Below are 25,475 nucleotides of genomic sequence, written 5' to 3'. Positions count from 1 at the left end.
CCTGTAAGGCGTGAGATCGAAGCCGATGCTGCCAGGGCCCTCGGACAGTCCCCGGACCCGGGTCTGCTGACAGACCCTCGCGCCCGAATACGCATCCTGCCCCCACCAGCGGCGGGAAAGCCAATCCGGCACCCTCCGGAGTCACACGAAAAGCGCCACTGCCTCGTCGTCGTGACGTTCCGTCGACTCTGTGGAGACTCCTTGGAGCCTTGGGGCCCTTGAGCCCGCCGGAGGCCCTGAAAACCTCCCTGGAGCGGCGGTGCTCATGGTCCGCCACCCTAGAGGGGCCCGTGGGGCGCGGCGAATCGCGACGCGCCGGGCACCGGACGGACGTGAGATGTACCGCAGTCCTGGGTAGCGTGACCGGGCTCCGTGGTGGGCCTGGTCACACTTCGGTCCGGGCGGTGGGGGCGTACTTCGCGCTGCCCGGGGCCCGAGGGGCCCGGGGCGCACCCCGGACCCCTCCGGGTCAGACCTGGGTGACGGGAGCCGTCACATCCGCGCCGGCCGCCTTTGCGGCGTCGCGCACCGCGCCCGCCACCGCGCCCGCGACCTTGTCGTTGAAGACCGACGGCACGATGTAGTTCGGGTTGAGCTCCTCCTCGGTGACGACATCGGCGAGCGCCGTCGCCGCGGCCAGCATCATCTCCGTGTTGACCGTGCGGGACTGGGCGTCCAGCAGGCCGCGGAAGACACCGGGGAAGACCAGCACGTTGTTGATCTGGTTGGGGAAGTCGGAGCGGCCCGTGGCCACCACGGCCGCCGTCTCGCGCGCGATCGCCGGGTCGACCTCGGGATCGGGGTTGGCGAGGGCGAACACGATCGCGCCGTCCGCCATGGCCGCCACGTCGTCGCCGTCCAGCACGTTCGGGGCCGAGACGCCGATGAAGACGTCCGCGCCGGCCACGGCCTGCTTGAGCGTGCCGGTGACGCCCTCGGGGTTGGTGTTGTCGGCGATCCAGCGCAGCGGCGACTCGTGGGCGGCCTCCACCAGGTCCTCGCGGCCCGCGTGCACCACGCCGTGGATGTCGGCGACCACCGTGTGCTTGACGCCCGCGGCGATCAGCAGCTTGAGGATGGCCGTACCGGCCGCGCCCGCGCCGGACATGACGACCCGTACGTCCCCGATGCCCTTGCCCACCACACGCAGCGCGTTGGTCAGGGCCGCGAGCACCACGATCGCGGTGCCGTGCTGGTCGTCGTGGAAGACCGGGATGTCCAGGGCCTCGCGCAGCCGCGCCTCGATCTCGAAGCAGCGGGGCGCGGAGATGTCCTCCAGGTTGATGCCCGCGAAGCCGGGGGCGATCGCCTTGACGATCTCGACGATGGCGTCGGTGTCCTGGGTGTCCAGGCAGAGCGGCCAGGCGTCGATGCCGGCGAACCGCTTGAAGAGGGCCGCCTTGCCCTCCATGACGGGCAGCGCGGCCTTGGGGCCGATATTGCCCAGGCCGAGCACCGCGGAGCCGTCCGTGACGACCGCGACGGAGTTGCGCTTGATGGTCAGCCGCCGGGCGTCCTCGGGGTTCTCGGCGATCGCCATGCAGACCCGGGCCACACCCGGGGTGTAGACCATCGAGAGATCGTCACGGTTGCGGATGGGGTGCTTCGACTGCATCTCGATCTTGCCGCCGAGGTGCATGAGGAACGTACGGTCGGAGACCTTGCCGAGGGTGACGCCCTCGATGCCGCGCAGCTGCTCGACGATCTCCTCCGCGTGCCCGGTGGAGCTGGCGGCGATGGTGACATCGATCCGCAGCTTCTCGTGGCCGGAGGCGGTCACGTCCAGGCCGGTCACCGAGCCGCCGGAGGACTCCACAGCCGTGGTCAGCTGGGAGACCGCGGTACCGCTCGCGGGCACCTCCAGCCTGACCGTCATCGAGTACGAGACGCTGGGCGCCGTTGCCATGACCGAGTCCCTCTTCTTTCCCTAGCCTCTTTGCCGCCCCGCCCGACACGCGTCAACGGCGGAGCCTTCAGATGGTCGCACCTACCGGCGGGTAACAGGTAAAGACCTTTATCTACGGAACGCCGTCTCCCATGATGTGAGACGAAAACAGGCCCTCACCACGATCTGGTGAAGGCCCGCCGACGCCGCGCCGACGCCTCTGTGGCGCCTACGCGAAGCTGATGTGAAGGTGGCACCGGCCCGCCATGCTCGCCTCGCGGCAAGTGGTCGCTCGAAGCGACGAAGGTTGGGCCCGGGGGCTTGGATCGAGCCGGTGCCACCCCCAGGCTAACAAACCACCCCGGTAAGTGATTCCCTTCGTGCGAGTTGACTCCCGGTCAATACCGGACCGGTCCCGCGGCCGCCCCAGGAACCGGCCGCGCGGCCGGTTCCGGAATCAGTCCCGCAGCAGGTCCGGTACGCCTTCCGCGTCCGGTTCGTCGCGGGCCGCCGAGACCACCGTGAGCTGCTGGGTCGCGCGGGTCAGCGCGACGTACAGCACCCGCAGACCGGCCGGCGACTCGTCCGCGATCTCCGCCGGGGAGACCACGACCGTCGCGTCGTACTCCAGCCCCTTGGCCTCCAGACTGCCCAGCGCCACCACGCGGTCACCGAGCCCGGCCAGCCAGCGTGCCGCCTGCTCACGCCGGTTCATGGCGACGACGACACCGACCGTGCCGTCCACCTGGCCGAGCAGCCGCCGCGCCTCCGCGCGTACCGTCGCGGCCGGATCGCCGTTCTCCACGACGCGGAAGCGCGGCCGTACACCCGTGGAGCGCACCGCGCGCGGCGACTCCATGCCGGGCATGGCGAGCGCCAGGACCTTCGATGCCAGCTCGGCGATCTCGGCCGGGTTGCGGTAGTTCACGGTCAGGGTGAAACGGCGGCGCGGGCGGGTGCCGAGCGCCTCGTCGCGGGCCTCCGCCGCCTCGTCCGGGTCCGACCAGGACGACTGCGCCGCGTCGCCGACGACCGTCCAGGTGGCGTGCCGGCCGCGGCGGCCGACCATCCGCCACTGCATGGGGGTCAGGTCCTGCGCCTCGTCGACGATGACGTGCGCGTACTCCGTACGCTCCGCCGCCAGCCGTTCGGCCCGCTCGCGCTGCGACTCCTCGCGCTGCGGCATCAGCTCCTCAAGGCCGGTCAGCTGGTCCAGCGGGTCGAGATCGCGCCGCTTCCTGGGACGGGGCGGCGAGCCGAGCAGTGCCTCCAGCTCGTCCAGGAGCGCCACGTCGTGGACGGAGAGCGGGCCTCCGCCGTCCGGGCCCAGCCGCTTGAGGGAGCGGGCCAGACGGCGGTTCTCGCCCTGGTTGAGGATCCGTCGCGACCAGCGGCCGAGCCGCCGCTCGTCGGCCATCGCCGCGAGCACCCCGCGCGGGGTCAGCTCGGGCCACCAGGCGTCCAGGAAGGCGAGGAAGCTGTCCTCGGACGTGACGTCCTCGTCGAAGGACGAGCGCAGTTCGGCGGCCAGCTCCGGGTCGGTGTGCCGCTGGGCCGACCCGGACTTCGCCCAGAGGGCGTCCAGCAGGAGTCTTCGGGCGCGCGGCCTGAGCAGGTTGACGGGCGCGGTGCCGCTGAGCACGGACTGCCGGATGCGGTTCAGCTCACCGGCCTCCAGCTCCAGCCTGCGGCCGAAGGCGACGACCCGGAGCAGATCGGTGCGTACGGGCGCGCGCCCGGCGCCCCCGTCCCCGGCTCCGTCTCCGGCTCCGTCCAGGTCCTCGCCGAAGGCCAGCTGCCCCCGCTGATCACGGCTCCGCGCGCCGGAAAGCGCCGGGAACGAACCTTCCAGCGCCCCTCTGGCCGCTTTCCGCAGCACCTTCAGCATCCGCGCCGAGCCCTTGACCCGCGCCACCGCCGGTTCGTCGTACGCCGTGGCCTCCGCGCCGTCCACCAGCGACCCGACCGCGCGGATCGCGACCTGCCCCTCCTCGCCCAGCGACGGAAGCACGCCCTCCGTGTACGCGACGAGCAGCGGCGTCGGCGAGACGACCAGGATGCCGCCCGCGTACCGCCGCCTGTCCTGGTAGAGCAGATACGCGGCGCGGTGCAGCGCCACGGCGGTCTTGCCCGTGCCGGGGCCGCCCGCGACCTCGGTGACCGAGGCGGCGGGGGCCCGGATGACCAGGTCCTGCTCGGCCTGGATGGAGGAGACGATGTCCCGCATGGTGTGCCCGCGCGCCTGGCCGAGCGCGGCCATCAGCGCGCCGTCCCCGATGACGGCCAGCGCGGCGCCGTCCAGCGAGGCGGTCAGCTCCGGGCGCATCAGATCGTCCTCGACACCGAGGACCCGGCGCCCCTTGGAGCGGACGACCCGGCGCCGTACCACCCGGCCGGGGTCCACCGGGGTGGCGCGGTAGAACGGCGCGGCGGCGGGCGCGCGCCAGTCGATGACCAGCGGCGAGTAGTCGGAGTCCAGGACTCCGATCCGGCCGATGTGCAGCGTCTCGGCGATCTCGACGGTACTGCCGGGGCCGATGGCGTCGTCGGCGGGCTCGACCGAGGTGTACGCGCCGTCCGCGCCCTTCTTGCCGTCCTTGCCCCGGAGGAGGTCGATCCGCCCGAACAGGAAGTCCTCGAACTCGTTGTTGAGCCGGTTGAGGTGGATCCCGGCGCGGAACACCTGGGCGTCCCGCTCGGCGAGGGCTCCGGGCGTGCCGACCTGCCCCTTCTTGGCGGCGTCGTTCATCAGGAACTCCGCCTCGTGGATCTTCTCCTCGAGGCGGCGGTACACCTGGTCCAGATGGCGCTGCTCGACGCCGATCTCGCGGTCGCGTACGGAGTCGTGCTCCGTGTCGCGTACGGGATCGACGGCGGGTCCAGCGGTTTCTACAGCGGCATCCTGCGCGGCCACCGAGGCCCCCTTCATGACGTGCATTGGGCAGCCGTCAACCGTACGCGAAGGGGGCGGGTATGTCAGGCGTCGACTTCCACCAGTCGTTTGCCGTCGAACGTACGGACCTCGAAGTGATCGATGTCATTGCTCTCCATGGCCGTACCGCCCTCGACGTAGAGCGGCTTCTTGCCGTTCTCGTCCGGGCTGTCGGGGATGCCGTACCCCCACGCCGGGACCGACCACGAGGTGACGACCTCCTGCTCGCCGGTCTTGGAGACGGCGACCAGACTGCACTTGAGCGGGCCCTTCACATTCTTCAGTTCGAGGGCGGTTCGGGTGCCCCAGGCCTTCGGCTCCATGGCGATGGCGGCGCTGACCTTGGTGACGGTGTCCGTGGCGCCGATCTTGCCCGGCATACGGGCGAACTCCTGGGCCGGGGTGCGCTCCTCCGCCACCGCCGGGCCCGCCTCGGCGCCGCCCGAGGTGGCGATCCCGACGCCGACGGGCCCGCCGATGATCAGCACCGCGGCGGCGGCGACCAGATACAGCCCCCGGCGCTTGCGCCGGGCGCGCTTGACGGCGACCTCGTCGACCAGCCTGCCGAGCAGCCCCGGGCTGGGCCGCACGGACACGGAGGGGGTCGGCAGCTGTGCGAGGGGCACCGGGGGCGGGGTCAGCGCGGTGGGCGCGAGGAACGGGTCGGGATCGTCCGCCAGCATGGCCAGCATCGGCTCCATCCCGGAGAACTCCTCCAGGTGGACGGCGCAGATCCGGCAGCCGGCCAGATGCGCCTCGAAGGCCGTGGCCTCGGCATCGTCCAGAATTCCGAGAACGTACGCTCCGACGGCTTCATGCACAGTACTTTCGTCGCCCAGTCCGTACTGCTCGTGCGTGGTCATGCCGAGACCCCCCTCTCCTCCAACGCGAGCTTCATCGACCGTAGTGCGTAGAACACACGGGAACGCACGGTCCCGCTGGGTATGCCGAGTGTCTCGGCCGCCTCGTTGACCGTGCGTCCCTTGAAGTACGTCTCCACGAGTACTTCCCGGTGGGCAGGGGTCAAATCCTCAAGCGCGTCCGAGAGCGTCATCAGCCACAACGCCTTGTCGATCTCGTCCTCCGCGGGCATGACCTCCAGCGGCGACGGGTCGACTTCCTGCGGCCGGGCCTGCCGGCTGCGGTGACCGTCGATGACGATGCGCCGGGCGACCGTCACCAGCCAGGGTCGGACAGAGCCGGTCGCCCGGTTGAGCTGGCCGGCGTTCTTCCAGGCACGGATGAGCGTTTCCTGTACGACGTCCTCGGCGCGCTGGCGGTCGCCCGCGACGAGACGCATGACGTAGGCGAGCAGCGGTCCCGCGTGTTCCCGGTAGAGGGCGCGCATCATCTCCTCGTCGGGGACGGAGGTGTTGGCGCGCGGTGCCGCGCTCCGGTGTCGGGCCCGGTGAGGGCGGTCATCGGCCACGGCCGCATCTTTGCGCACCTAAACCTCCCGGTCGAGACCTTCATGGCTGCTTCTCCCTCATCACTACGGACGCCCGGGTGAGGGCACTCAATGGCCGACGCAAAAACTTTCAAGATCTTTTGCGTCCGTAGGGAGGGCGAAGCAAGGCGGCATGAGGGGGTTCGCGCCGGTCCGGGACCCGTGCGGGATTGATGGAGGACACGTGGAGGGCATGTCTCCGACTCGCAGAGATACCGTGCGGTAGTTGTCTGAAAATCGCGCAACAACCTTACGGAAAGATCCGGCCGGGTTCGCCGGGAAAGACCCGGCCGGACCGCGTCAGGACCGGGCGAGAGCCGCCCTGCGGCGGTGCCTGGCGACCCGCTCGCGGTTGCCGCACACCTCGCTGGAGCACCACCGGCGCCGCCGCCCGCGCGACGTGTCCAGGTAGACGCGCCGGCAGCTGTCGCCCTCGCACTCCCGCAGCCGGGCCCGCGCGGCGGGATCGGTGAGCAGCTCCACCGCGTCCCTGGCCACGGCGGCGAGCAGCGCGTCGCACTCGGGCTCGGCGCTCAGCGCCCGTACGAGATCGCCGTCCTCGTCCCGTACCGCCCTGATGCCCGGCGGCGCCCCCGCTGCCAGCGTGTTCACCCGCTCCAGCGCCCCGGCGGCTTCCCGTCCGTCGATCTCGGCGTGTACCAACTGCCCCACTCTGTCGCGCAGTTCGGCGAAGGACCGGACCCAGCGGGCGTCGACACCCGCGAGCGGCGTCCCCTCGGGCACCAGCCCCGCGCCGACCAGCCACCGGCCGAGCGGCGCGGCGCCGTCGAGCCGCTCGGGGCCTCTGGAAGTCCGTTCTCCCGTGGCCACCAGATCCAGGCAGATCCGCCCGGAGTCGAACCGCCACTCGTACGAGCCCATGCCCGCCGTCATGTGCCTGTCACCGCCTCGGGGTCACCGTGGGTGCCGTCCTCCTCAGAGTGCCTGCCCCGGGACGCGGCCGGAACCCCTGCTGCCGGTGGCGGTTTCGCCGAAGGCTCGCTACCCGGCCGCGTTCGGCGGGCCGTTGTGCAGGACGCGTTGGAAAAGGTGGTGATCGCGCCACTCGCCGTCGATGTGGAGATAGTGCGGGGCCGTGCCGATCAGCTTGAAGCCGCATTTGCGCAGCACGCGCTGCGAGGCGACGTTGGCGAGGACCGCGGCGGCCTCGACGCGATGCAGGCCCAGCTCGTCACGGGCGGTGCGGCAGACCTCCTCGACGGCGCGGGTCGCCAGGCCGCGGCCGGTGTACGCGGCATCGATCCAGTAGCCGATATTCGCACTCCGAAACGGTCCGAGGGCGATGTTGTGGAGGGTCGCCTCGCCGACGACACGGGCACCGTCCACGAGATGCCAGCGCCGGACGGCGGGATCGGCGAGCCGGTTCGCCTGGGCCCTGGGGGTGTAGAAGTCCGCGGGGCGATCCGGCTCCCAGGGGCTCAAGTGGTCCCTGTTGCGGATGAGCGCCTCGGCGACGCGTTCGGCGTCGTCCGGGCTGGCGGGCCTGAGGCGGATCGAGGAGTCATGGGCCATCTTCGTACGGTACCCACGGGACCGCCGCCCACCGCGATCCGTTTCCGGCATCCGCGTCAGGCGCCCGCTTCAGGCCTCTGCTTCGGACAGCTGCGTCACGCGTCCGCGTACGGGGAGTCGGCCGACGGGTCCAGCGCGAGCCGGTAGCCGCGCTTGACCACGGTGTGGATCAGCTCGGGGGCGCCCAGCGCGGCCCGCAGCCGGGCCATCGCGGTCTCGACGGCGTGTTCGTCGCGGCCGGAACCGGGGAGCGCGCGCAGCAGATCGGCCCGCGACACCACCCAGCCGGGCCTGCGGGTCAGCGCGTGCAGCAGGGCCATTCCCGCGGGCGGCACCGGCCGCGGTTCGCCGTCGACCAGCACCGCGTGACCGCGGATCTCGACGCGGCGGCCCGCGACCGGCAGCGTACGGGCGCGCCCCGGCAGCTCCGTGCAGAGCACCTCGACGAGCGGCCCGAGCCGGTAGCGGTCCGGCTGGACGGTGTCGATGCCCCGCTCCTGGAGCGGCCGGGCGGTGACGGGCCCGACGCAGGCGGCCAGGACGTCGTGGCGCAGGGCCGCGAGCAGCTCCGGCAGCCGCCCGCGCTCACCGGCGCGCGCCAGCAGGGAGGCGGCGGCGGGGGCGCTGGTGAAGGTGACGGCGTCCACGGCGCGGGCGACGGTCGCGTCGATGAGCCGGTCGACCGGAACGAGATCCTCCGGGGGCATCCAGCGATGGACGGGGACGACGACGACCTCGGCGCCGCCCTCCCGCAGGGCGTCCACGAACCCGGGCAGCGGCTCCCCGTGCAGCTGGAGCGCGATCCGGCGGCCCTCGACCCCCTCCCCCAGCAGCCGGTCGAGGACCTCGGTCATCGACCCGGAGCCGGCGGACCACGCCTCGGTGAGCCCGGCGGCCCGGATGGCGGCCGTGACCTCCGGCCCGCGGGCGAGCAGTTCGACGGCGCGCAGACAGGAGAGGAGTTCCTCGCCGCGGCCCCATCCGCCGGCGGCCCCGATCCAGTCGCGGAAGCCGGCGGCCGTGGTCGCCACGACCGCGTCGGGCGCCCGGTCGATCAGCTCCCGGGTGGCGGAGAGCAGTCGCGTGTCATCGGCGAGCGGCACGATCCGCAGGGCGGGGGCGTGGACGACGGCGCCGCCGCGGCACCGGAGCAGCGCGCCCAGTTCATCGGCGCGCCGGACGGCGGTGACCCCGACCGTGAAGCCCGTGAGGGGGCCGTGCTGGTGGCCGTCCATGCCTCTCCTCTCCTCCTCTCCCGGTCGCTCCACATTCCCGTCGCGATCGCTCCACATTCCCGATCGCCGGTGCTCGCCCCGCTCACCGGCCACGGGGCGCCGTACGGAGGAAGCGGCCGAGCCTGCCAAACACGCGTGACAGGCTCGGTCCACGGGCATTTCGTCGACGTTACGCACGGCCGCGGCGCTACCGTCGCGTACGTACGGCGCAGCCGCCGGGATCCACACCTCCCCGCGGCCCCGCACGCGTTCCGCCGCCGCCGGTACCGCCCGGCCGGGGCGTGTGAAGGTATACCGCCGGAGCCGACGGCGCCCCGAACAAATAACTTCCGCGCGCCGCGCATATGACGGAAACTCAGATCTCCTGCGGAGCGGGGCTGTTACGTCGAACGGCATGGCCCGCGCGTCCGTATGGGATTCTGTACGCGACAAGATCGAACACCGACTGTCCCGCATGCCACCCCGAACTGGCGCGGTACCACCGCTTGTCGAGTGGACGGCACCCGGACCGGAGACGGAGGCGACTGATGGCACGTACGACCACGTCCGGCGGGCGCAAGGACAAGCCGGCCACGCTGGCGCTGGTCGCCCGGCGGGCGGGGGTGTCGCCCCAGACGGTGTCCAACGCCCTCAACTCCCCCGATCTGCTGGCCCCACAGACCCTGGAGCGCGTCCAGCGGGCGATAACGGAGCTGGACTACCGGCCGCACCAGGCCGCGCGCTCGCTGCGTACCCGCTCCAGCCGGCTGATCGGCTACGGCGTCCAGGCGACGCCCGACGGGGTGTCGGGGCCGGTGATGGAGCACTTCCTGCGCGCGTTCTCGGACTCCGCCAACGCGGCCGGGTACCGCGTGCTGCTGTTCGCCGCGCCCATGGACGCGGCGGACGAACCCGACTGCTACGCGGAGATGTTGCGCGAGCAGTCGGTCGACGCGTTCGTCCTGAGCAACACCTATCGGGGCGATCCGCGCCCCGGCTGGCTGCGCAAGCGCGACATCCCGTTCGTGGCGTTCGGCCGCCCCTGGTCGGCCCGTTCGGTCGGCGACTGGGTGGACGTCGACGGCTGCCACGGCACGGCGACGGCCGTCGACCACCTCGTCTCGCTGGGCCACCGCAGGATCGCCTTCCTCGGCTGGCCGCGCGGGTCCGGTGTCGGGGACGACCGGGCCCGGGGCTGGCGCGAGGCGATGCGCCGACACGGCCTGTCCGTCCGTGACCTGCGGGTCAGCGCGATGGACGACGTCGACGCCGCACGCGACGCGGTCGCCCGCCTCTTCCCGGGCGCCACGGCGGTCGTCGCGGCCAGCGACACCCTCGCCCTCGGCTGCTACCGCGCCCTGCGCGACAGCGGCCGTCTCCCGGGCCGCGACGTCGCGGTCGTCGGCTTCGACGACTCCTCCGCCGCCGCCCTGCTCTCCCCCAGCCTGACCAGCGTCCGCCAGCCCCTGGAAGAAGTCGGCCGGGCCTGCACCCGTCTACTCCTGACCAGGATCGGAGACCCGCAGGGCGCCGAGGAACACGTGCTGCTGACACCGGAGCTGATCATCCGGGAAAGCTCCGCGCTCCCGGTCGCCCGCTGACCTCCGGCCGCCTCCCGGGCTGCGTCTAGGATCGCTGCGCCGTCCCGCGTATCCGTGCGCCGCCGACGGTCAGGGAGCCGAGCCAGGGAGTTCGCCGTGCTGAAGGTCTTCGCCGGTCTGTCCACGCCGCTGGTGGCCGACGCCTGCGTCCGCCACGATGTGCCGCTGCGCGTCGCCCCGGCCGGGATCGGTGCCGTCGTACGCGGTCATCGCCTCGCCGGACGCGCGTTGCCGGTGCGGCACTACGGGAGCGTGGATGTGTTCCTGGAGGTGTTCGGCCGGGCCGAGCCGGGTGATGTGCTGGTCATCGACAACGGCGGCCGGACGGACGAGGCGTGCGTCGGCGATCTGGCGGTGCTGGAGGCGCGGGCGGCCGGGGTGAGCGGTCTGGCCGTGTGGGGACTCCACCGGGACACCCCCGAGCTGGCGGAGATCGGCCTTCCGGTGTTCAGCTACGGCGGTTGCCCGCCCGGCCCGGTACGGCTGGACGAGCGGGAGCCGGAGGCGCTGGACACCGCCCGGTTCGGGGCGCATCTGGTGAGCGCGGACGACCTGGTCTTCGGTGACGAGGACGGCGTGCTGTTCGTCGCCGCCGAGCACGCCGAAGAGGTACTGGCGACCGCGCACCGCATCCGGGAGACCGAGCGCGAACAGGCCCGCGGGATCGTGGCGGGCGAGACGCTGCGCCGGCAGACGGCCTTCGACGACTATCTGGCGCGGCGCGCGGCCGACCCGGAGTACACCTTCCGCCGGCATCTGCGGCGGATCGGCGGGGCCATCGAGGAGTAGCCGGACGGGCCGGACCCATGGCCGGACCGCCGGACCGGCCGTACCGTGCAAGGACTTTGACGGCATGTCACCATCCGTTTCCGTTCCTCTGCGCATATGGATCCGACGCGAGTCCGGAAACGTCCGGAGCGCACACCCACGGGGGGACATCTTGCGACCCATCACACGTACCAGAGGCGTTCTGCTCGCCCTCGCGCTGGCGGCCACGGCCGGTACCGCCTGGCCCGCCACGAGCACGGCGGCCGAGCCGGTGGCCGGGCGCGCGGCCGGGCCGGCCGGGGCGTACGGCGAACCGTGTGTCAGGGAACAGCTCGCCGTGCCCGCCGGGACCTACCGGGCCGAGGTGTACGACGCCGACCCCACCGGCCGGTTCCAGGTCGGCTTCACGATGGACCAGGACTTCGTGTATCACCTGATCCGGTGGACCGACGGCGTACCCGAGGACCTGGGCACCGCCCGCACCGGCGCCACGGGCATCAACGCCCACGGCGACATCGTGGGGTCCGAGTTCGACTCGGAGACCTACCGGTCCACCGGGTGGCTCTACCGGAACGGCGCGTTCACCGAACTCCCCGGTATCGAGCCGGGCTTCGACACCCTCCCGACGGCCGTGAACGAGGACGGCACGGTCTCCGGAGCCTCCGGCGCCCCCGGGCAGCGGCCCGTGCCGGTGGTCTGGTCGGCGGACGGCGAGGTGCGTCCGCTGGATCTGCCCCCGGGGGACTCCGGCGGGCGGGGCACCGACATCGACGCCGACGGCACCGTCGTGGGCTGGACCGTCGCGGGCCCCGACTCCGCCACGCACGCGGCCCGCTGGAGCCCCGACGGCACGGTGGAGCGCCTCCCCGAGCACCTGCCGGGACCGGAGACCGGGTCGACGGCCGAGGCCGTGGCGGGCGGCACGATTCTCGGGTACGAGGTCTACGCCACGGGCCCGACCACGATCCTGAGCTGGCCGGACGGGGCCACCGGCCCGGACGTGCTCGGTGCGGGCGAGCCGCAGGCGGTCAACCGGCACGGCTCCGTGGTCGTGCGCACCACGCCGGACACCAAGCTGTGGCTGATCCGGGACGGGGTCACGCGGTCGCTGCCCACGGACTCCACGCCCTTCCCCACCGGTGAGGTGGCGGCGCTGACCGACGACGGCATCGCCTACGGCCGCTGGAACAGCACCCCGGTGCGCTGGGACTGCCGGCTGCCCTAGGGCGTGTCTTCAAAGTCCCGCCTGCCCGGATCCGCTTCACGGGCTGTCGGGCGTCGACGCGCCGGCAGGGGTGGCGGCGCCGGGGAGCCAGCTCCCGGGGATACGTTCCCGCCACCCCTCCCGTGCGGCGAGCGCGTCGGCGGCGGTGCGCAGCGCGTCGACTCCCGGATGCTTCAGCCCCTTGCGCCACACCAGCGACAGAGGCGACAGAGGGACGGGGCCGACGAGCGGACGCAGCACCGCCCCCGGCATCTCCGGGAAGTCCACCACGGCGAGTACGGGCGTACGGTGCTTCGCCATCACCCGCCGGAACTCCTCGGCCCCGACCGCCATCGGCGCGGGCGGGGCGAGGGCGACGGAGCGCCCGGCGAAGAGCCGCCGCGCCAGCTCCGTCCACTCCAGGGTCCCGGGGTTGCCCGCCCCCGCGTACACGCTCTCGCCCGCGAGCGCGTCGAGCGGCACCTCCGCGCGGTCGGCCAGCGGGTGGTCGTACGGCAGCAGCACGGCGAGCGGCTCGTACCGTACGAGCTGATGGGCGAGGCCGGAGCGGAGGGCGGGCGCGAGTCCGTCGACGTATCCGAAGGAGGCGTCGAGCCGGCCGGCCAGGATCTCGGTGGCGGCGCGGGTCAGGCCGCTCTCGAAGCGGGCCATCAGCTCGTGGTGCGGGGCGAGTTCGCGCGCCCGCGCCAGCACGCGCCCCGAGACCATGCCCTCGGTGTTGAGATCCACGAGCAGCGGCCGTTCCCCGGCGGCGCGGGCGGCCAGCAGCGCCTCCTGGGCCGCCAGCACGCGCCGGGCGTACGGCAGCAGCCGCTCGCCCTCGGCGGTCAGCGTCACCTGGCGCGTGGTCCGTACGAACAGCTCGGCGTCCAGCTCCCGCTCCAGCCGCCGGATGTCGCGGCTCAGCGCCTGCTGGGCGACGTACAGCCGGGCGGCGGCCCGGGTGAAGTGCAGGTCCTCGGCGGCGGCGACGAAGCCGCGGAGCAGCCGGGGGTCGATGTCTCGGGCCATGCCGCATTCAACAACACACCACTGACAACACGCACGCGTGAATGCCCGCGGATCAGGTGTTGGACCGGGCGCGGGGCGTACGGCGAGGGTGAGGGCATGCCGTACTCCCCCGCACCCGACACTCCTCTGCTGGCCGTCACGGGCGACAGCCTGGTCCTGGCACGGCGGTACGACGCCCGCTTCGGCCCCGCTCCCGAACCCGGTCCGCCGAGCGCGCCGGAGCCACCGGAGCCGTCGGAACCGCCGAAAGCGGCGCGCCCGCCCCGGACGGCGCGCCGCCGGGCCAACCCGTACGCGCGGCTCTTCGCGATCCCCGGTGCCCGCGCCTTCACCGCCGGGAATCTGCTCGCCCGGCTGCCGATGGGCATGTTCAGTGTCAGCGCCGTGATCATGATCGCCGGGTCGCGCGGCTCGTACGCGCTGGCCGGAGCCGTCACCGCCACGGGCCTCGCGGCCACCGCACTGGTGGCGCCCAGGACCGCCCGGCTCGTCGACCGATACGGGCAGGCCCGTATCGCCGTCCCCGCCGCCGCGATCGCCGCGCTGGCCTCGCTCGCCCTGGTCCTGTGCGTACGGTACGAGGCACCGGACTGGACGCTCTTCGCCGCCTACGCCGCGACCGCCACCACCCCCAACACCGGCGGGATGTCCCGCGCCCGCTGGGCCCATCTGCACCGGGGAGCGACCCCGGAGAACGCCGCGGCCCTACATACCGCCAACTCCTTCGAGCAGGCGGCCGACGAACTCTGCTTCATGCTGGGCCCGGTGCTGGCCGCCTTCCTGTGCACCGCGGTCTTCCCGGAGGCGGGCACGCTGACCGGAGCGGTCCTGCTGCTGACCGGCGTGCTGGTCTTCGCGGCGCAGCGCTCCACCGAGCCGCCCGCCACCGGCCGTACGGACGCGGCGCGCGCCCCGCTCCACTCGCCCGCGCTGGCCGCCCTGCTCGCCGTCTTCCTCGCCACGGGCGCCGTGTTCGGCGCGACGGAGGTCGTCACGCTCGCCTTCGCCGACGACCGCGGTCACCAGGCGTGGGCGGGCGCGGTACTCGCACTCCAGGCCGCCGGTTCGTGTGCCGCGGGGCTGCTCCTCGGCACGCTGCGCCCCGCCCGCCGGGTCGGGCGGCGGCTGGTGCTGTGCGTCGCCGCGATGTCGGCGCTGCTGGCCCTGCCCCTGCTCGCGGCCACCGCGGGGGCGCCGGGGTCCGCGGGGGCGCCGGGGTCCGCGGGGACGCTCCCGCTGCTCGCCTGCGCGCTGCTGATCGCGGGCGCGGCGACGGCCCCGACGATGGTGACGGGCATGACGCTCGTCCAGCGCCTCACCCCGGCGGGCCGGCTCAACGAGGGCATGACACTGGCCGTCACGGCGCTGCTGGCCGGCATAGCCGCCGGCGCGGCGGCCGGCGGCTGGACCGTGGAACACACCGACCCGGCCCGCGGCTACGCCCTCCCGCTCTGCGCCGCGCTCCTCGCGCTGCTCTGCGCGGCGGCCGGGGCGCGCCGCTTCGGGCACGACGAAGGCCCCGCTGCCTGAGCAGCGGGGCCTTCGCCTGCGGTATTCAATTGAAAACATGGGAATTGTGGAGATGGCGGGAATCGAACCCGCGTCCAACGGTGCGGAACCAGGGCTTCTCCGAGCGCAGTCCGTTTCGCTTTTCTCGGCCCCGGAGATCACACGGACAAGTCTCCGACGGGCTCAGTCACTGTGTGGTTTCCCTCTGCTCCCCGTGACCGGGCTCAGAGGTTTAGTCCCCTAGCTGATGCCAGGATCCGGGTCGGGAACAGCCCCGGGCTGACACTCCGCAGAGTCTTCGCTAGCTGCTAATTAGGCAGCGAGGGCGAAGGCGGAGGAATCGCGCTTAGAAGTGGCGATTATTGTTTGCGACATATGGTTTACGAGATCATTGCCGCTTCCTCGGCTCGCTTCACCTGCTTCGACATCCGCTGTCGAAACCGATCATCCCCATGTTGTTTTTTCAAACATGCTCATTTTCGAGCGCGCACCCGCTGTGAGGTGCGGGACCCATCGTACGTGACCAACGCACGACGGTGCCAGCCCATTCCACCGCGGCCCGGCCGAAGCGGCGCCGACCCGGGAGAGCCGACGTGTCCGGTCAGGCCCGCTGGCGCCGCTTCGCCGCCGAGATCGCCCGGTCGGTCTCGCGCCGGTCCTGCTTCTCGCGCAGCGTCTGCCGCTTGTCGTACTCCTTCTTGCCCTTCGCCAGCGCGATCTCGACCTTCGCCCGGCCGTCCTTGAAGTACAGCGCGAGAGGCACGATCGTGTGACCCGTCTCCTGCGACTTGGACTCCAGCTTGTCGATCTCGACCCGGTGCATCAGCAGCTTCCGCTTGCGCCGGGCGGAGTGGTTGGTCCAGGTCCCCTGCGTGTACTCCGGCACATGGACGTTGTGCAGCCACGCCTCGTGTCCGTCGATCTGGACAAATCCGTCCACCAGGGAGGCCCGCCCCTGGCGCAGGGACTTCACCTCGGTACCCGTCAGCACGAGACCGCACTCATACGTGTCGATAATGAGGTAGTCGTGCCGCGCCTTCTTGTTCTGCGCGATCAGTTTGCGCCCAGTTTCCTTAGCCATAGTCCCGCCATTTTCTCACCCCGGCGCAACTTCTTTACTCCGCGCTGCCGAGCCCGCTCAGTACCGACCTCGCCCGCTCCTGGGCGCCGTCGCTCACCTGGAGATCCGGGGTGACGCCGCGGCCGTCGACCCCATGGCCGGCCGGGGTGCGGTACGTGCCGACGGTCAGCTCGGCGACGGAGCCGTCGGGAAGCGCGCTCGGCATCTGGACCGAGCCCTTGCCGAAGGTGCGCGAGCCGACGGTGACGGACCGGCCGCGGTCCTGGAGGGCGCCGGTGAGCAGTTCGGCCGCGCTCATCGTGCCGCCGTCCACCAGCACCACCACCGGGCGGCCGGTGTCGCCGCCGGGATCCGCGTACAGCGCCCGCTCCTCGCCCCTTATGTCGTACGTGGCGACCAGACCGCCGTCGAGGAAGGCGGAGGCGGCGGTGACGGCCTCGGCGACCAGTCCGCCCGCGTTGCCCCGCAGGTCGAGCAGGACGCCCGCGCCCTTCGGCGCGGCGCTGACCGCGTCCCGTACCCGCTGGCCCGTCCCCTTGGTGAACGCGTCCACCGTGATCCGCAGCGCGCCGCCCTCGATCGTGTCGACCGTGACGGATTCGGTGGTGAGCCGGGCGCGGCGCAGGCTCTCCGTCCAGCGGTGGCCGTCCCGCTCCAGTCCGAGCGCGACGGTGGTGCCGACGACGGACGCGCCGTCGCTCTTCCCCCCGCCGCGCAGCAGCGCCATGACCTCCGTGACGGGCCGCTTCCTGATGCCGCGGCCGTCGATGTCCCTGATGATGTCGCCCGGCCCGATACCGGCCCGCTGCGCGGGACCGCCGGGGTGGACCCGGGTGACCTCGACCAGACCGTCGGCGGTACGTCTCGCCCACAGCCCGACGCCGGTGTACGAGCCGTCCAGGGCCTGCTGGAACTCCTCGTACTCGCTCTTGTCGTACACCGAGCCCCAGCGGTCGCCGCTGCGGCTGACGACCTCCTCGGCCGCTTCCGTACCGGATTTTCCGTTGGCCATGGCCTCGGCGGCGGCCCTGGCGACCTCGTCGCGGTCGGCCGTCGACGCCACGGGCCGGGTGAGCACGCGGGGCGCGTCCTCCTCGCCGTACGGCAGGAGGCCCGTCGCCGCGGCGGTGCCGAGCACCCCCGCGAAGAGCAATGTCAGGGCGGCCCCGCGGCGTACACCGCGGGACGTTCGGTGCAACTGGTGCAACTCGGAACCCGACATGAGGTTGAGTCTAGGACAACACCGAACGGCAGAACGGTGCTTGACGCCTCCGCGCCAGGGGCGCTTGTCACACCCGGAGGTACTTGCGCAGCGCGACGAAAGCGGCCACGGCGGGCATCAGCAGACCGATCGCGAGCACCAGCGGAAGCTTGGCGAGCACCGCGTCCCAGCCGATGAAGTTGACGAGTTCCATCTTCTGGGCGAGCGCGAGACCGTTGTCGATCAGGAAGTAGCGGCCCGCCAGCAGCATGGCGCAGGCGACCACACCACCGATCAGTCCGGCGAACGCGGCCTCCATGATGAACGGCATCTGGATATAGAAACTGGAGGCGCCGACGAGCCGCATGATCCCGGTCTCCCGGCGCCGGCTGAACGCCGATACGCGAACGGTGTTCACGATCAGCATCAGCGCGATGACCAGCATCAGCGCCATCACACAGAGCGCCGCGATATTCATGCCGTTCATCAGGTCGAAGAGGTTCTGCAGGATGTTCCGCTGGTCCTGGACGGACTCGACCCCGTCCCGGCCCGCGAAGGCCGTCGCCACCACCTTGTACTTCTCGGGGTCCTCGAGCTTCACGCGGAAGGACTCCGGCATCTGGTCCGGGGTGATCGTGGCGGCGAGCGGGGTGTCGCCGTAGCGCTCCTTGTAGTGCTTGTACGCCTCGTCGGCCGTCTCGTGGTGGACCGTCTCGACGAGGTCCATCTTCTTCAGATCGGCCTCGATCTGCTGCCTCTGCTGGCTGGTGACCGAGCCCTTGGCGCACTGGGGCGCGGTCGCCGCGTCGTTCTTGTTGCAGAGGAAGATGGAGACATTGACCTTGTCGTACCAGTAGTCCTTCATCACGCTGACCTGCTCGCGCATGAGCAGCGCGCCGCCGAACAGGGCGAGCGAGAGGGCTACGGAGACGATGACCGCGAAGGTCATCGTGAGATTTCGGCGAAGACCGACGCCGATCTCCGACAGGACGAACTGGGCGCGCATGGCGTCCTTTCAGCTTTCGGTACTCAGTGCTCGGTACTCGGTGTGCTCAACGCTCAGTGCTGGTAGCCGTAGACGCCGCGTGCCTGGTCGCGCACGAGACGGCCCTTCTCCAGCTCGATCACACGCTTGCGCATCTGGTCGACGATGTTCTGGTCGTGGGTCGCCATCACGACGGTGGTACCGGTGCGGTTGATGCGGTCCAGCAACTTCATGATCCCGACCGAGGTCTGCGGGTCGAGGTTGCCGGTCGGTTCGTCCGCGATCAGCAGCATGGGACGGTTGACGAAGGCCCGCGCGATCGCGACGCGCTGCTGCTCACCGCCGGACAGTTCACCGGGCATCCGGTCCTCCTTGCCGCCGAGGCCGACGAGATCGAGGACCTGCGGTACGGATTTGCGGGTCTCGCCGCGGGACTTGCCGATGACCTCCTGCGCGAACGCGACGTTCTGCGCCACGGTCTTGTTCGGTAGCAGCCGGAAGTCCTGGAAGACGGTGCCCAGCTGGCGGCGCATCTGCGGCACCTTCCAGTTGGACAGGCGCGCGAGGTCCTTGCCGAGGACATGCACCATGCCGTGGCTGGCGCGCTCCTCGCGCAGAAGCAGTCTCAGGAAGGTCGACTTTCCGGAACCGGACGAGCCGACGAGGAAGACGAACTCGCCCTTCTCGATCTCGAGGGAGACATCACGCAGAGCGGGGCTGTTCTGTTTCGGGTAGGTCTTGGAGACGTTGTCGAATCGGATCACGGGTGCACCACGGTCGGCCGGGAGTAGGTGAGCGAGACCTTACGCGAACCGCGCTGCCGCGCGCAGTCCGCGTCCGTTGTTGGAACAGTGCCCGGGGACGGGCTTGGGCCGATTTATCACGGATGGCACCGGGCCGCCAGCGGTGAGGTCCACCAGGAATCCGGCCGACCGCGCCGAAACGGCCGGGAACTGGCAGAGTGGAGGGGGGAACGGTCGTGTTTCCCGGAGCGTTGAGCGGAGAGACACTGGCTGCGGCTCCGCCGCGCGGTGAGGAGGAATGCGCATGACCTACGACAGACTGGTGTGCGCCAACTGCGCGGGACCCGTCAGCGAGGGCCGCTGCCGCGTGTGCCGCGCCAACAGGGAGCGTCTTCAGCAGCAGGGCCCCCTGGGTGGCCTGAGCCCGGTGGCGCTGCTCACCCTGCTGGTGGTGCTCGTCGCGGCGGTGGCGCTGATGGCCGCGTATCAGCCCGCGTGACCTCCGCCCCGAGGACCTGAACGACCCCCGGACCCACGAAACCCACGAATGAGGGGCCCGGACGCCTGACAGGTGTCCGAGCCCCTCATTTTCATGTGCCTACGGTGTGGACCGCGGTGTGGTCCGTACTACACCGTTCAGACGGCCGTACGGCCGCCGCCGACCAGACGCGGCAGCATCCGGAAGCCGATGCCACCGGCGATCATGGTCGCGGCACCGATCAGCAGGAACGTGGTCTCGGCGGCGCCGGTCTCCGCCAGCTCCTCCTTGGCCGCACCCTGCTCGACCGGCTGCGAGCCGACACTGTCGGTGTCGGTGTTGTCGCCACCCGTGGTCGCGCCACCGGTCGCTCCGCCGTCGCTGCCACCGCCGGTGGTGGTCCCGCCGTCCGTGCTGCCACCGTCCGTGGTCCCGCCATCGGTGGTGCCACCGTCGGTCGTCCCACCGTCCGTGGTCCCACCATCGGTGGTCCCGCCGTCCGTCGTACCACCGTCGGTCGTCCCACCATCGGTGGTCCCGCCATCGGTGGTGCCACCGTCCGTGGTGCCGCCGTCGGTCGTCCCACCGTCCGTGGTCCCACCATCGGTGGTCCCGCCGTCCGTCGTACCACCGTCGGTCGTACCACCGTCCGTGGTCCCACCATCGGTGGTGCCGCCGTCGGTCGTGCCACCGTCCGTGGTCCCACCATCGGTGGTCCCGCCGTCCGTCGTACCACCGTCGGTGGTGCCACCGTCGGTCGTCCCACCGTCGGTCGTCCCACCGTCCGTGGTGCCGCCCACGGTCGTGCCGACCGTCGCGCCGCCGTCGGTGGTGCCCCCGTCCGTGGTGCCACCCGTGGTGTCGTCGTTACCGATACCCAGGCCGACATCGGCGATCGGAGTGGACACGCCGATACCAACGGCCTGAGCGGCGCCCGCGATGGTCAGCGAGGCGCCCGCGGCGATCACCGCGCCGGCCGCCACACGTGCCACGCGGATCCGCGTCTTCTTGGTCATCTGGCTGCTACCCCCAGTAGCTCATTCGTCAGTGGTGCAGCGTCCGGGGCAGCGGCCGCTGGGGGTTCGCGTACTCCGCCCCCGGTCTCACGCGCCCCGAATTACGCATGCCACGCGCCAGCGTCGCCGGTTTTCATATACGCGTCAAGGTCGTTGCGCGTGCGATGACCGATATCGCGTGGGTTGTCCGGCATGCGGGGATGCAACTGTGACGTAAAAGGGAACTGCCGCCCTACGAACGGCAGTTCCCTTGTCGACAAAGCGCGAATTTACTTGTCCTGCTGCTTGCGCCAGCGAATTCCGGCTTCCAGGAATCCGTCGATCTCGCCGTCGAGCACACCCTGCGGATTACCGACCTCGAACTCCGTCCGCAGGTCCTTGACCATCTGGTAGGGGTGCAGAACGTAGGAACGCATCTGGTTGCCCCAGGAGTTGCCGCCGTCACCCTTGAGCGCGTCCATCCGGGCCTGCTCCTCCTGACGGCGGCGTTCGAGCAGCTTCGCCTGGAGGACGTTCATGGCGCTCGCCTTGTTCTGGATCTGGGAGCGCTCGTTCTGGCAGGACACCACGATGCCGGTCGGGATATGCGTGATACGCACCGCGGAGTCAGTGGTGTTGACGCCCTGTCCGCCGGGCCCCGAGGCGCGGTAGACATCCACGCGCAGCTCGGACTCGTCGATCTCGACATGATCGCTGGACTCCACCACGGGGAGCACCTCGACACCCGCGAACGAGGTCTGCCGGCGGCCCTGGTTGTCGAACGGAGAGATCCGGACGAGACGGTGGGTGCCCTGCTCCACGGAGAGCGTGCCGTAGGCGTACGGCGCCTTGACGACGAAGATGGTCGACTTGATGCCGGCCTCCTCCGCGTACGAGGTCTCGTAGACCTCCGTCGGGTAGCCGTGCCGCTCGGCCCAGCGCAGATACATGCGCTGAAGCTGCTCGGCGAAGTCCGCGGCGTCCACGCCACCGGCCTCGGCGCGGATATTGACGAGCGCCTCGCGCTCGTCGTACTCGCCCGAGAGGAGGGTACGGACCTCCATCTCGTCCAGCGCCTTCTTGACCGACAGCAACTCGGACTCGGCCTCGGCGCGGGTGTCCGCGTCATCCTCGGCCTCGGCCAGCTCGAAGAGCACTTCCAGGTCGTCGATGCGCCCACGCAGCGCCTCGGTCTTACGGACCTCGGCCTGCAAGTGCGAAAGCTTGCTGGTGATCTTCTGCGCCGCCTCGGGGTCGTCCCAGAGGGACGGGGCCGCGGCCTGCTCCTCGAGCACGGCGATGTCGGCCCTCAGTTTGTCGAGGTCCAGGACGGCCTCGATCGACCCCATGGTCGAGGAGAGGGACTTCAGCTCTTCGGATACATCGACGACTGCCACGGCACCAGCGTAACCCCTGTTTTTTGAGGGCTCGGTTCGCCATCGGAGAGACCGCGCCCGGAACGCACCGGCACCCCACCCCGGCCCGCGCCCCGCGACAGGACGGGGCGACCACCGGCCCGTACCCGCACCACGCCCCCGCCGGGAGGCGCTACGGCGACGGCGACGTCGTCCGCTGGGAGTCCCGGGGCGCCTCCGCGCCGTCCTCGCCCAGCGCCAGCCAGCCCCCCACGCCCACCGCCGCGACCAGCAGCACCGCCATCGCCCCCAGCGTGATCCGGCGCTTCCGCACCGCCTCCGCCTTGTGCCGCGCCGATCCCGGCCGCCGCTGCCCCGGAGACCGCGGCGCCCGCGCCGTGCCGCGCGCCCCGCCCGCCAGTTCGTCCGGTCCCGGCACCCGCATGCTCGTATGCGTGTCGCGGTTGGAGTCGGGCACCGCGCCGGGGACGAGCGGCACCGCTCCCCGGCGGCGCGGCTCCTCGGAGGCCGACGGCGCGGACGTCGCCGGCGAATCCGGTTCGTACGGCCGCTCCGCGGGCTCCGCGTCCGGCTCGTCCACGTCCAGCGGCGGGATGCCCGCGAGCGTCGGCAGCTGTTCCCGCAGCCGCGCCGCCAGCTCCGAGGCGCGCAGCCGGGAGGCCGGGGCCTTCGCCAGGCACTGGACGAGCAGCTGCCACAGCTCCTCGGGGATACCGGGCAGCGGTACGACGGTCTCGGTCACATGCCGGCGCAGCACGGCGCCGGGGTGGCCGCCGCCGAACGGGGTGAAGCCCGCGAGGAGCTCGTACAGGACGGTGGCCAGCGCGTAGATGTCGACGGCCGCGCGCGGCGGCAGGCCCTCCACGATCTCGGGGGCCAGATAGTCGGGGGTGCCGATGATCTTGGACGCCTTGGTGCGCCGGGGGGTGTCGATGAGCTTGGCCACACCGAAGTCGGTGAGCAGCGCGGGGTGCGCGCCGCCGGGGCCGAGCGGGCCCTCCATGTCGAGCAGGATGTTCTCGGGCTTGACGTCGCGGTGGACGACGCCCGCGGCGTGCGCGGCGGCGAGCCCGTCGGCGACATCCGCGATGATCGCGACCGCGGCCTCGGGGGCGAGGCGGCGCTCGCGGTCGAGGCGGGTACGGAGATCCGTTCCGCGGACCAGCTCCATGACGAGCGCGAGGTCGTTGCCGTCCACCACGAGGTCCCGGACGGCGACCACCCGGGGGTGGTCGAGTCCGAGCAGGGCGGTGCGCTCCTGGACGAAGCGTCCGACCAGTTCCTGGTCCGACGCGAGGTCCTCGCGCAACAGTTTGATGGCGACGGGGCCCTCGGGGCCTTCCCCGAGCCACACCGTGCCGGCGCTGCCCCGTCCCAGGATCTGGTGGGCGGTGTACCGGCTGCCGATATTCCGTGCCAAGACTGCTCCCTCAGCGGCTGGCGTTGCCCCTCAAAGTACGCGGGTATCGGGGTGTTCCGTGCCCTGGTCGGCACCGTCACCCGCTCCGGCGGGGGAAATAGCACGATCCGGGGGATACGTCCCTCATCCCCCGGCCACGCGTGCCCCCGTCACTGTCCCGAGCTCGTGCCGCCCAGTTCCGAGATCCAGTCCGTCACCGTCGAGATCGCGTCACCGATCGCGGTCCAGTAGCTCTGGCCCTGGGCCACCCAGTCCTGAAGCGGCGTCAGTTCCCAGATGAGCCAGCCCGCGACGAAGAGCAGGACCAGCGTGAAGAGACAGCCCTTGAGGCAGCCCAGGCCGGGGATCCGCATCGGGTTGGCGTTGCGCTGGCGGGGCGGGCGCGGCTCGCGCTGCTGGCGGGGGGCCGGTGCCTGCGGCTGCTGGGGCGGCGGCTGCGGGGGCGCGTACTGCTGGCGCGGCGCCGGAGCGTACGGCTGTTGCTGCTGCGGGGGCGGCGCGTACCGCTGCTGGCGCTGGGGCGGCTGCGAGGACCGCTGATGCCCGGGGGGCTGCTGGGGCGGGTGCTGGGGCTGTCGTTGCGGGCGGCGGCGCAGCGGGTCCTGGCTCGGGTCGAGGTACTGGACCTGCGTCTGCTCGTTGCGGTCGCGGGCGGCCCGCATCTGGCCCTGCCAGGGGTGCGGGCCCTCGGGGTCCACCGGTACGGGCGGCATGACCGCGGTGGGGTCGGCGGCACCGGGGCCGTGACCGGGGCCGCCGCCGGGACCGGTGGACGGCATGACGCTGGTCGCCGCGTTCGGGTCGTACGAGCCGGCGTTGCTCGGCAGGACCTGCGTCGGGTCGGCAGCGCCCGGTGTGTCGGGCACGGGCGCGGGCGCCGGGTCGGGCGCGAGGAGCGCGCCGACGCCGAGCGCGGCGTCGACCTGGGCGGGCGTGGAGTGCACGCCGACACCGGCGGCGACGGTCCGCAGTCCGCGGGCGAGGTTCTCGGCGCTCGGCCGCTGGTCCGGGTCCTTGCGCAGGCAGCGCTCGATGACCGTCCACAGCGGCTCGGGCACGGTGGTGGGGCGGCGCGGCTCCTCGCTGAGGTGGCGCTGGAGCACTTCGAGCGCGGTCGCGCCGGCGAACGGCGGGCGTCCCGTGACCAGTTCGTACAGCAGGATGCCCGCGCCGTAGATGTCGACGGCGGAGGTCTGCGGACGGCCCTCGGCGGACTCCGGCGCGACATAGGCGGGGGTGCCGACGAACTCGTGCGTGCGGGTCAGTCCCGGGGAGTCCGCGAGGCGCGCGATACCGAAGTCGGTGAGCATCGGGTGCAGCCGCTCGCCGTCGTTCCTGAGCAGGACGTTGGCGGGCTTGAGGTCGCGGTGCACGACGCCGTCCGCGTGGCTGGCGGCGAGCGCGTCCGCGATCTGGGCGGTCAGCAGAGCCGCCGCGACGGGGCTGAACGGCCCGTTCTCGCGCAGATAGCGGTGCAGGTCGGGGCCGTCGACCAGATCCATGACGAGCGCGAGGAGATCGCCCTCGACCACCAGGTCGCGGGTGCGCACGATATTGGGGTGGGTGAGGCGGAGCAGTACGGAGCGTTCGCGCAGGAAGCGCATCACGACATCCGCGTCGTTCGCCAGCTCCTCCTTGAGGACCTTGATCGCGACGGTCTCGCCGGGCTGGCCGGCCACGGCCGCCTCGGCTCCCGCGGTCTCACGCTGACGGGCTCGCCAGACGGTGCCCGTGGCGCCGCGTCCCAGCGGCTCCTCGAGCAGGTACTTGCTGCCTACCGGCCGCACGTCATGCGCTCCCTGCTGGTCGTGGTCATCTCGTCCCCCGGCCCCGCCGGGTCTCCGACCCACTCTAGACGGGCCCCGCAAGTCACCCGCCCGTCCTCTTCCGGTCCGCTCCGATCCCGCTCGGATACGGTCCCGACCCGACCCGGCCCGGGTCCGGTCGGGTTCGGAAGAAAGACGTACGCATCGTACGGATGGTTGCGGAAGTGCGGTGCGGACGACATCACACCCGGTCCCGAGGCGTCTCGAAGCCGTTCCCAAGCAGGTACTTTTGCGCCAACAGCCGA

21 protein-coding genes and 1 other RNA gene are annotated in these 25,475 nt (G+C 71.7%); 5 read left to right on the top strand and 17 right to left on the bottom strand.

Features of this window, described 5'->3' with window-relative positions:
* Positions 1-469: 469 nt before the first annotated feature.
* The 7 genes from ACIOGX_RS05640 to ACIOGX_RS05610 form a co-directional block, all read right to left on the bottom strand.
* Positions 470-1,906 carry an NAD-dependent malic enzyme gene (locus ACIOGX_RS05640; protein WP_129769096.1) on the bottom strand — a complete coding sequence of 479 codons (1,437 nt, stop codon included), beginning with the start codon at positions 1,904-1,906 and terminating at the stop codon, positions 470-472.
* A 436-nt stretch (positions 1,907-2,342) separates the two neighbouring features.
* Positions 2,343-4,799, bottom strand: a complete 2,457-nt coding sequence (locus ACIOGX_RS05635; RefSeq protein WP_401910639.1) for a HelD family protein — start codon at positions 4,797-4,799, stop codon at positions 2,343-2,345.
* 62 nt (positions 4,800-4,861) lie between these two features.
* A complete protein-coding gene (locus ACIOGX_RS05630) occupies positions 4,862-5,680 on the bottom strand; it encodes a zf-HC2 domain-containing protein (RefSeq protein WP_401910636.1) in 819 nt (272 codons plus the stop codon).
* Positions 5,677-6,264, bottom strand: coding sequence for a sigma-70 family RNA polymerase sigma factor (locus ACIOGX_RS05625; protein ID WP_129769098.1), 588 nt, complete (start codon positions 6,262-6,264; stop codon positions 5,677-5,679). Before ACIOGX_RS05625 ends, ACIOGX_RS05630 begins: the two co-directional genes overlap by 4 nt.
* Before the next feature lie 300 nt (positions 6,265-6,564).
* Positions 6,565-7,158, bottom strand: coding sequence for a CGNR zinc finger domain-containing protein (locus ACIOGX_RS05620; protein WP_401910634.1), 594 nt, complete (start codon positions 7,156-7,158; stop codon positions 6,565-6,567).
* 108 nt (positions 7,159-7,266) lie between these two features.
* Complete coding sequence (locus tag ACIOGX_RS05615) at positions 7,267-7,797, bottom strand: GNAT family N-acetyltransferase (protein ID WP_383973611.1); 531 nt, start codon at positions 7,795-7,797, stop codon at positions 7,267-7,269.
* Between the two features lie 95 nt (positions 7,798-7,892).
* Positions 7,893-9,032 carry a uroporphyrinogen-III synthase gene (locus ACIOGX_RS05610; protein WP_401910631.1) on the bottom strand — a complete coding sequence of 380 codons (1,140 nt, stop codon included), beginning with the start codon at positions 9,030-9,032 and terminating at the stop codon, positions 7,893-7,895.
* A gap of 527 nt (positions 9,033-9,559) precedes the next feature.
* On the opposite strand from ACIOGX_RS05610, the gene ACIOGX_RS05605 reads away from it, so the two are divergent.
* From ACIOGX_RS05605 to ACIOGX_RS05595, 3 genes are all read left to right on the top strand, one after another.
* Entirely contained in the window at positions 9,560-10,612 is a 1,053-nt protein-coding gene (locus ACIOGX_RS05605; protein ID WP_401767836.1) for a LacI family DNA-binding transcriptional regulator, read from the top strand.
* Positions 10,613-10,708: 96 nt separating this feature from the next.
* Entirely contained in the window at positions 10,709-11,401 is a 693-nt protein-coding gene (locus ACIOGX_RS05600; RefSeq protein ID WP_401767838.1) for an RraA family protein, read from the top strand.
* A gap of 151 nt (positions 11,402-11,552) precedes the next feature.
* The gene (locus ACIOGX_RS05595) at positions 11,553-12,605 is read left to right on the top strand and encodes a hypothetical protein (RefSeq protein WP_401910628.1); all 1,053 of its coding nucleotides are present in this window, start codon (positions 11,553-11,555) and stop codon (positions 12,603-12,605) included.
* A 36-nt stretch (positions 12,606-12,641) separates the two neighbouring features.
* Here ACIOGX_RS05595 and ACIOGX_RS05590 read toward each other — a convergent pair whose 3' ends face one another.
* Positions 12,642-13,616: a LysR family transcriptional regulator gene (locus tag ACIOGX_RS05590; protein ID WP_401910626.1), complete on the bottom strand. Its 975-nt coding sequence runs from the start codon at positions 13,614-13,616 to the stop codon at positions 12,642-12,644.
* A 96-nt stretch (positions 13,617-13,712) separates the two neighbouring features.
* Between ACIOGX_RS05590 and ACIOGX_RS05585 the strand changes: the two genes are divergently transcribed.
* Positions 13,713-15,146: an MFS transporter gene (locus tag ACIOGX_RS05585; RefSeq protein WP_401910624.1), complete on the top strand. Its 1,434-nt coding sequence runs from the start codon at positions 13,713-13,715 to the stop codon at positions 15,144-15,146.
* Between the two features lie 44 nt (positions 15,147-15,190).
* On the opposite strand, the gene ssrA is transcribed toward ACIOGX_RS05585, so the two are convergent.
* From ssrA to ftsE, 5 genes are all read right to left on the bottom strand, one after another.
* Positions 15,191-15,577: a transfer-messenger RNA gene (gene ssrA / locus ACIOGX_RS05580) on the bottom strand.
* A 149-nt stretch (positions 15,578-15,726) separates the two neighbouring features.
* Positions 15,727-16,206 (bottom strand): SsrA-binding protein SmpB, encoded by a 480-nt coding sequence (gene smpB / locus ACIOGX_RS05575; protein ID WP_129769107.1) that lies wholly within the window; start codon positions 16,204-16,206, stop codon positions 15,727-15,729.
* Between the two features lie 34 nt (positions 16,207-16,240).
* Positions 16,241-17,428, bottom strand: coding sequence for a S41 family peptidase (locus ACIOGX_RS05570; RefSeq protein WP_401910621.1), 1,188 nt, complete (start codon positions 17,426-17,428; stop codon positions 16,241-16,243).
* A 67-nt stretch (positions 17,429-17,495) separates the two neighbouring features.
* Positions 17,496-18,413: a permease-like cell division protein FtsX gene (gene ftsX, locus ACIOGX_RS05565; RefSeq protein WP_129769109.1), complete on the bottom strand. Its 918-nt coding sequence runs from the start codon at positions 18,411-18,413 to the stop codon at positions 17,496-17,498.
* Between the two features lie 53 nt (positions 18,414-18,466).
* Complete coding sequence (gene ftsE / locus ACIOGX_RS05560) at positions 18,467-19,156, bottom strand: cell division ATP-binding protein FtsE (RefSeq protein WP_030355142.1); 690 nt, start codon at positions 19,154-19,156, stop codon at positions 18,467-18,469.
* A gap of 283 nt (positions 19,157-19,439) precedes the next feature.
* On the opposite strand from ftsE, the gene ACIOGX_RS05555 reads away from it, so the two are divergent.
* On the top strand, positions 19,440-19,634 hold the full coding sequence (locus ACIOGX_RS05555; protein ID WP_030355143.1) for a hypothetical protein: 195 nt from the start codon (positions 19,440-19,442) through the stop codon (positions 19,632-19,634).
* 137 nt (positions 19,635-19,771) lie between these two features.
* On the opposite strand, the gene ACIOGX_RS05550 is transcribed toward ACIOGX_RS05555, so the two are convergent.
* From ACIOGX_RS05550 to ACIOGX_RS05535, 4 genes are all read right to left on the bottom strand, one after another.
* Positions 19,772-20,629, bottom strand: coding sequence for a hypothetical protein (locus tag ACIOGX_RS05550; RefSeq protein ID WP_401767849.1), 858 nt, complete (start codon positions 20,627-20,629; stop codon positions 19,772-19,774).
* Positions 20,630-20,898: 269 nt separating this feature from the next.
* Positions 20,899-22,005: a peptide chain release factor 2 gene (gene prfB, locus ACIOGX_RS05545; protein ID WP_030355145.1), complete on the bottom strand. Its 1,107-nt coding sequence runs from the start codon at positions 22,003-22,005 to the stop codon at positions 20,899-20,901.
* Positions 22,006-22,156: 151 nt separating this feature from the next.
* Entirely contained in the window at positions 22,157-23,404 is a 1,248-nt protein-coding gene (locus ACIOGX_RS05540) for a serine/threonine-protein kinase (RefSeq protein ID WP_356508752.1), read from the bottom strand.
* A 149-nt stretch (positions 23,405-23,553) separates the two neighbouring features.
* The gene (locus ACIOGX_RS05535) at positions 23,554-25,191 is read right to left on the bottom strand and encodes a serine/threonine-protein kinase (RefSeq protein WP_401767852.1); all 1,638 of its coding nucleotides are present in this window, start codon (positions 25,189-25,191) and stop codon (positions 23,554-23,556) included.
* Positions 25,192-25,475: the final 284 nt, after the last annotated feature.

It is taken from the genome of Streptomyces sp. NPDC088147 (assembly GCF_044741565.1).
GTDB lineage: Bacteria > Actinomycetota > Actinomycetes > Streptomycetales > Streptomycetaceae > Streptomyces.
This window is presented reverse-complemented; position numbering and strand designations above follow the sequence as displayed.

Bases quoted from the DNA above. Each gene is read 5' to 3' on its own strand.
- ACIOGX_RS05640 (WP_129769096.1), bottom strand. From the start codon at position 1,906: ATGGCAACGGCGCCCAGCGTCTCGTACTCGATGACGGTCAGGCTGGAG.
- ACIOGX_RS05630 (WP_401910636.1), bottom strand. From the start codon at position 5,680: ATGACCACGCACGAGCAGTACGGACTGGGCGACGAAAGTACTGTGCAT.
- ACIOGX_RS05620 (WP_401910634.1), bottom strand. From the start codon at position 7,158: ATGACGGCGGGCATGGGCTCGTACGAGTGGCGGTTCGACTCCGGGCGG.
- ACIOGX_RS05615 (WP_383973611.1), bottom strand. From the start codon at position 7,797: ATGGCCCATGACTCCTCGATCCGCCTCAGGCCCGCCAGCCCGGACGAC.
- ACIOGX_RS05610 (WP_401910631.1), bottom strand. From the start codon at position 9,032: ATGGACGGCCACCAGCACGGCCCCCTCACGGGCTTCACGGTCGGGGTC.
- ACIOGX_RS05605 (WP_401767836.1), top strand. From the start codon at position 9,560: ATGGCACGTACGACCACGTCCGGCGGGCGCAAGGACAAGCCGGCCACG.
- ACIOGX_RS05590 (WP_401910626.1), bottom strand. From the start codon at position 13,616: ATGGCCCGAGACATCGACCCCCGGCTGCTCCGCGGCTTCGTCGCCGCC.
- ACIOGX_RS05585 (WP_401910624.1), top strand. From the start codon at position 13,713: ATGCCGTACTCCCCCGCACCCGACACTCCTCTGCTGGCCGTCACGGGC.
- smpB (WP_129769107.1), bottom strand. From the start codon at position 16,206: ATGGCTAAGGAAACTGGGCGCAAACTGATCGCGCAGAACAAGAAGGCG.
- ACIOGX_RS05570 (WP_401910621.1), bottom strand. From the start codon at position 17,428: ATGTCGGGTTCCGAGTTGCACCAGTTGCACCGAACGTCCCGCGGTGTA.
- ftsX (WP_129769109.1), bottom strand. From the start codon at position 18,413: ATGCGCGCCCAGTTCGTCCTGTCGGAGATCGGCGTCGGTCTTCGCCGA.
- ACIOGX_RS05555 (WP_030355143.1), top strand. From the start codon at position 19,440: ATGACCTACGACAGACTGGTGTGCGCCAACTGCGCGGGACCCGTCAGC.
- ACIOGX_RS05550 (WP_401767849.1), bottom strand. From the start codon at position 20,629: ATGACCAAGAAGACGCGGATCCGCGTGGCACGTGTGGCGGCCGGCGCG.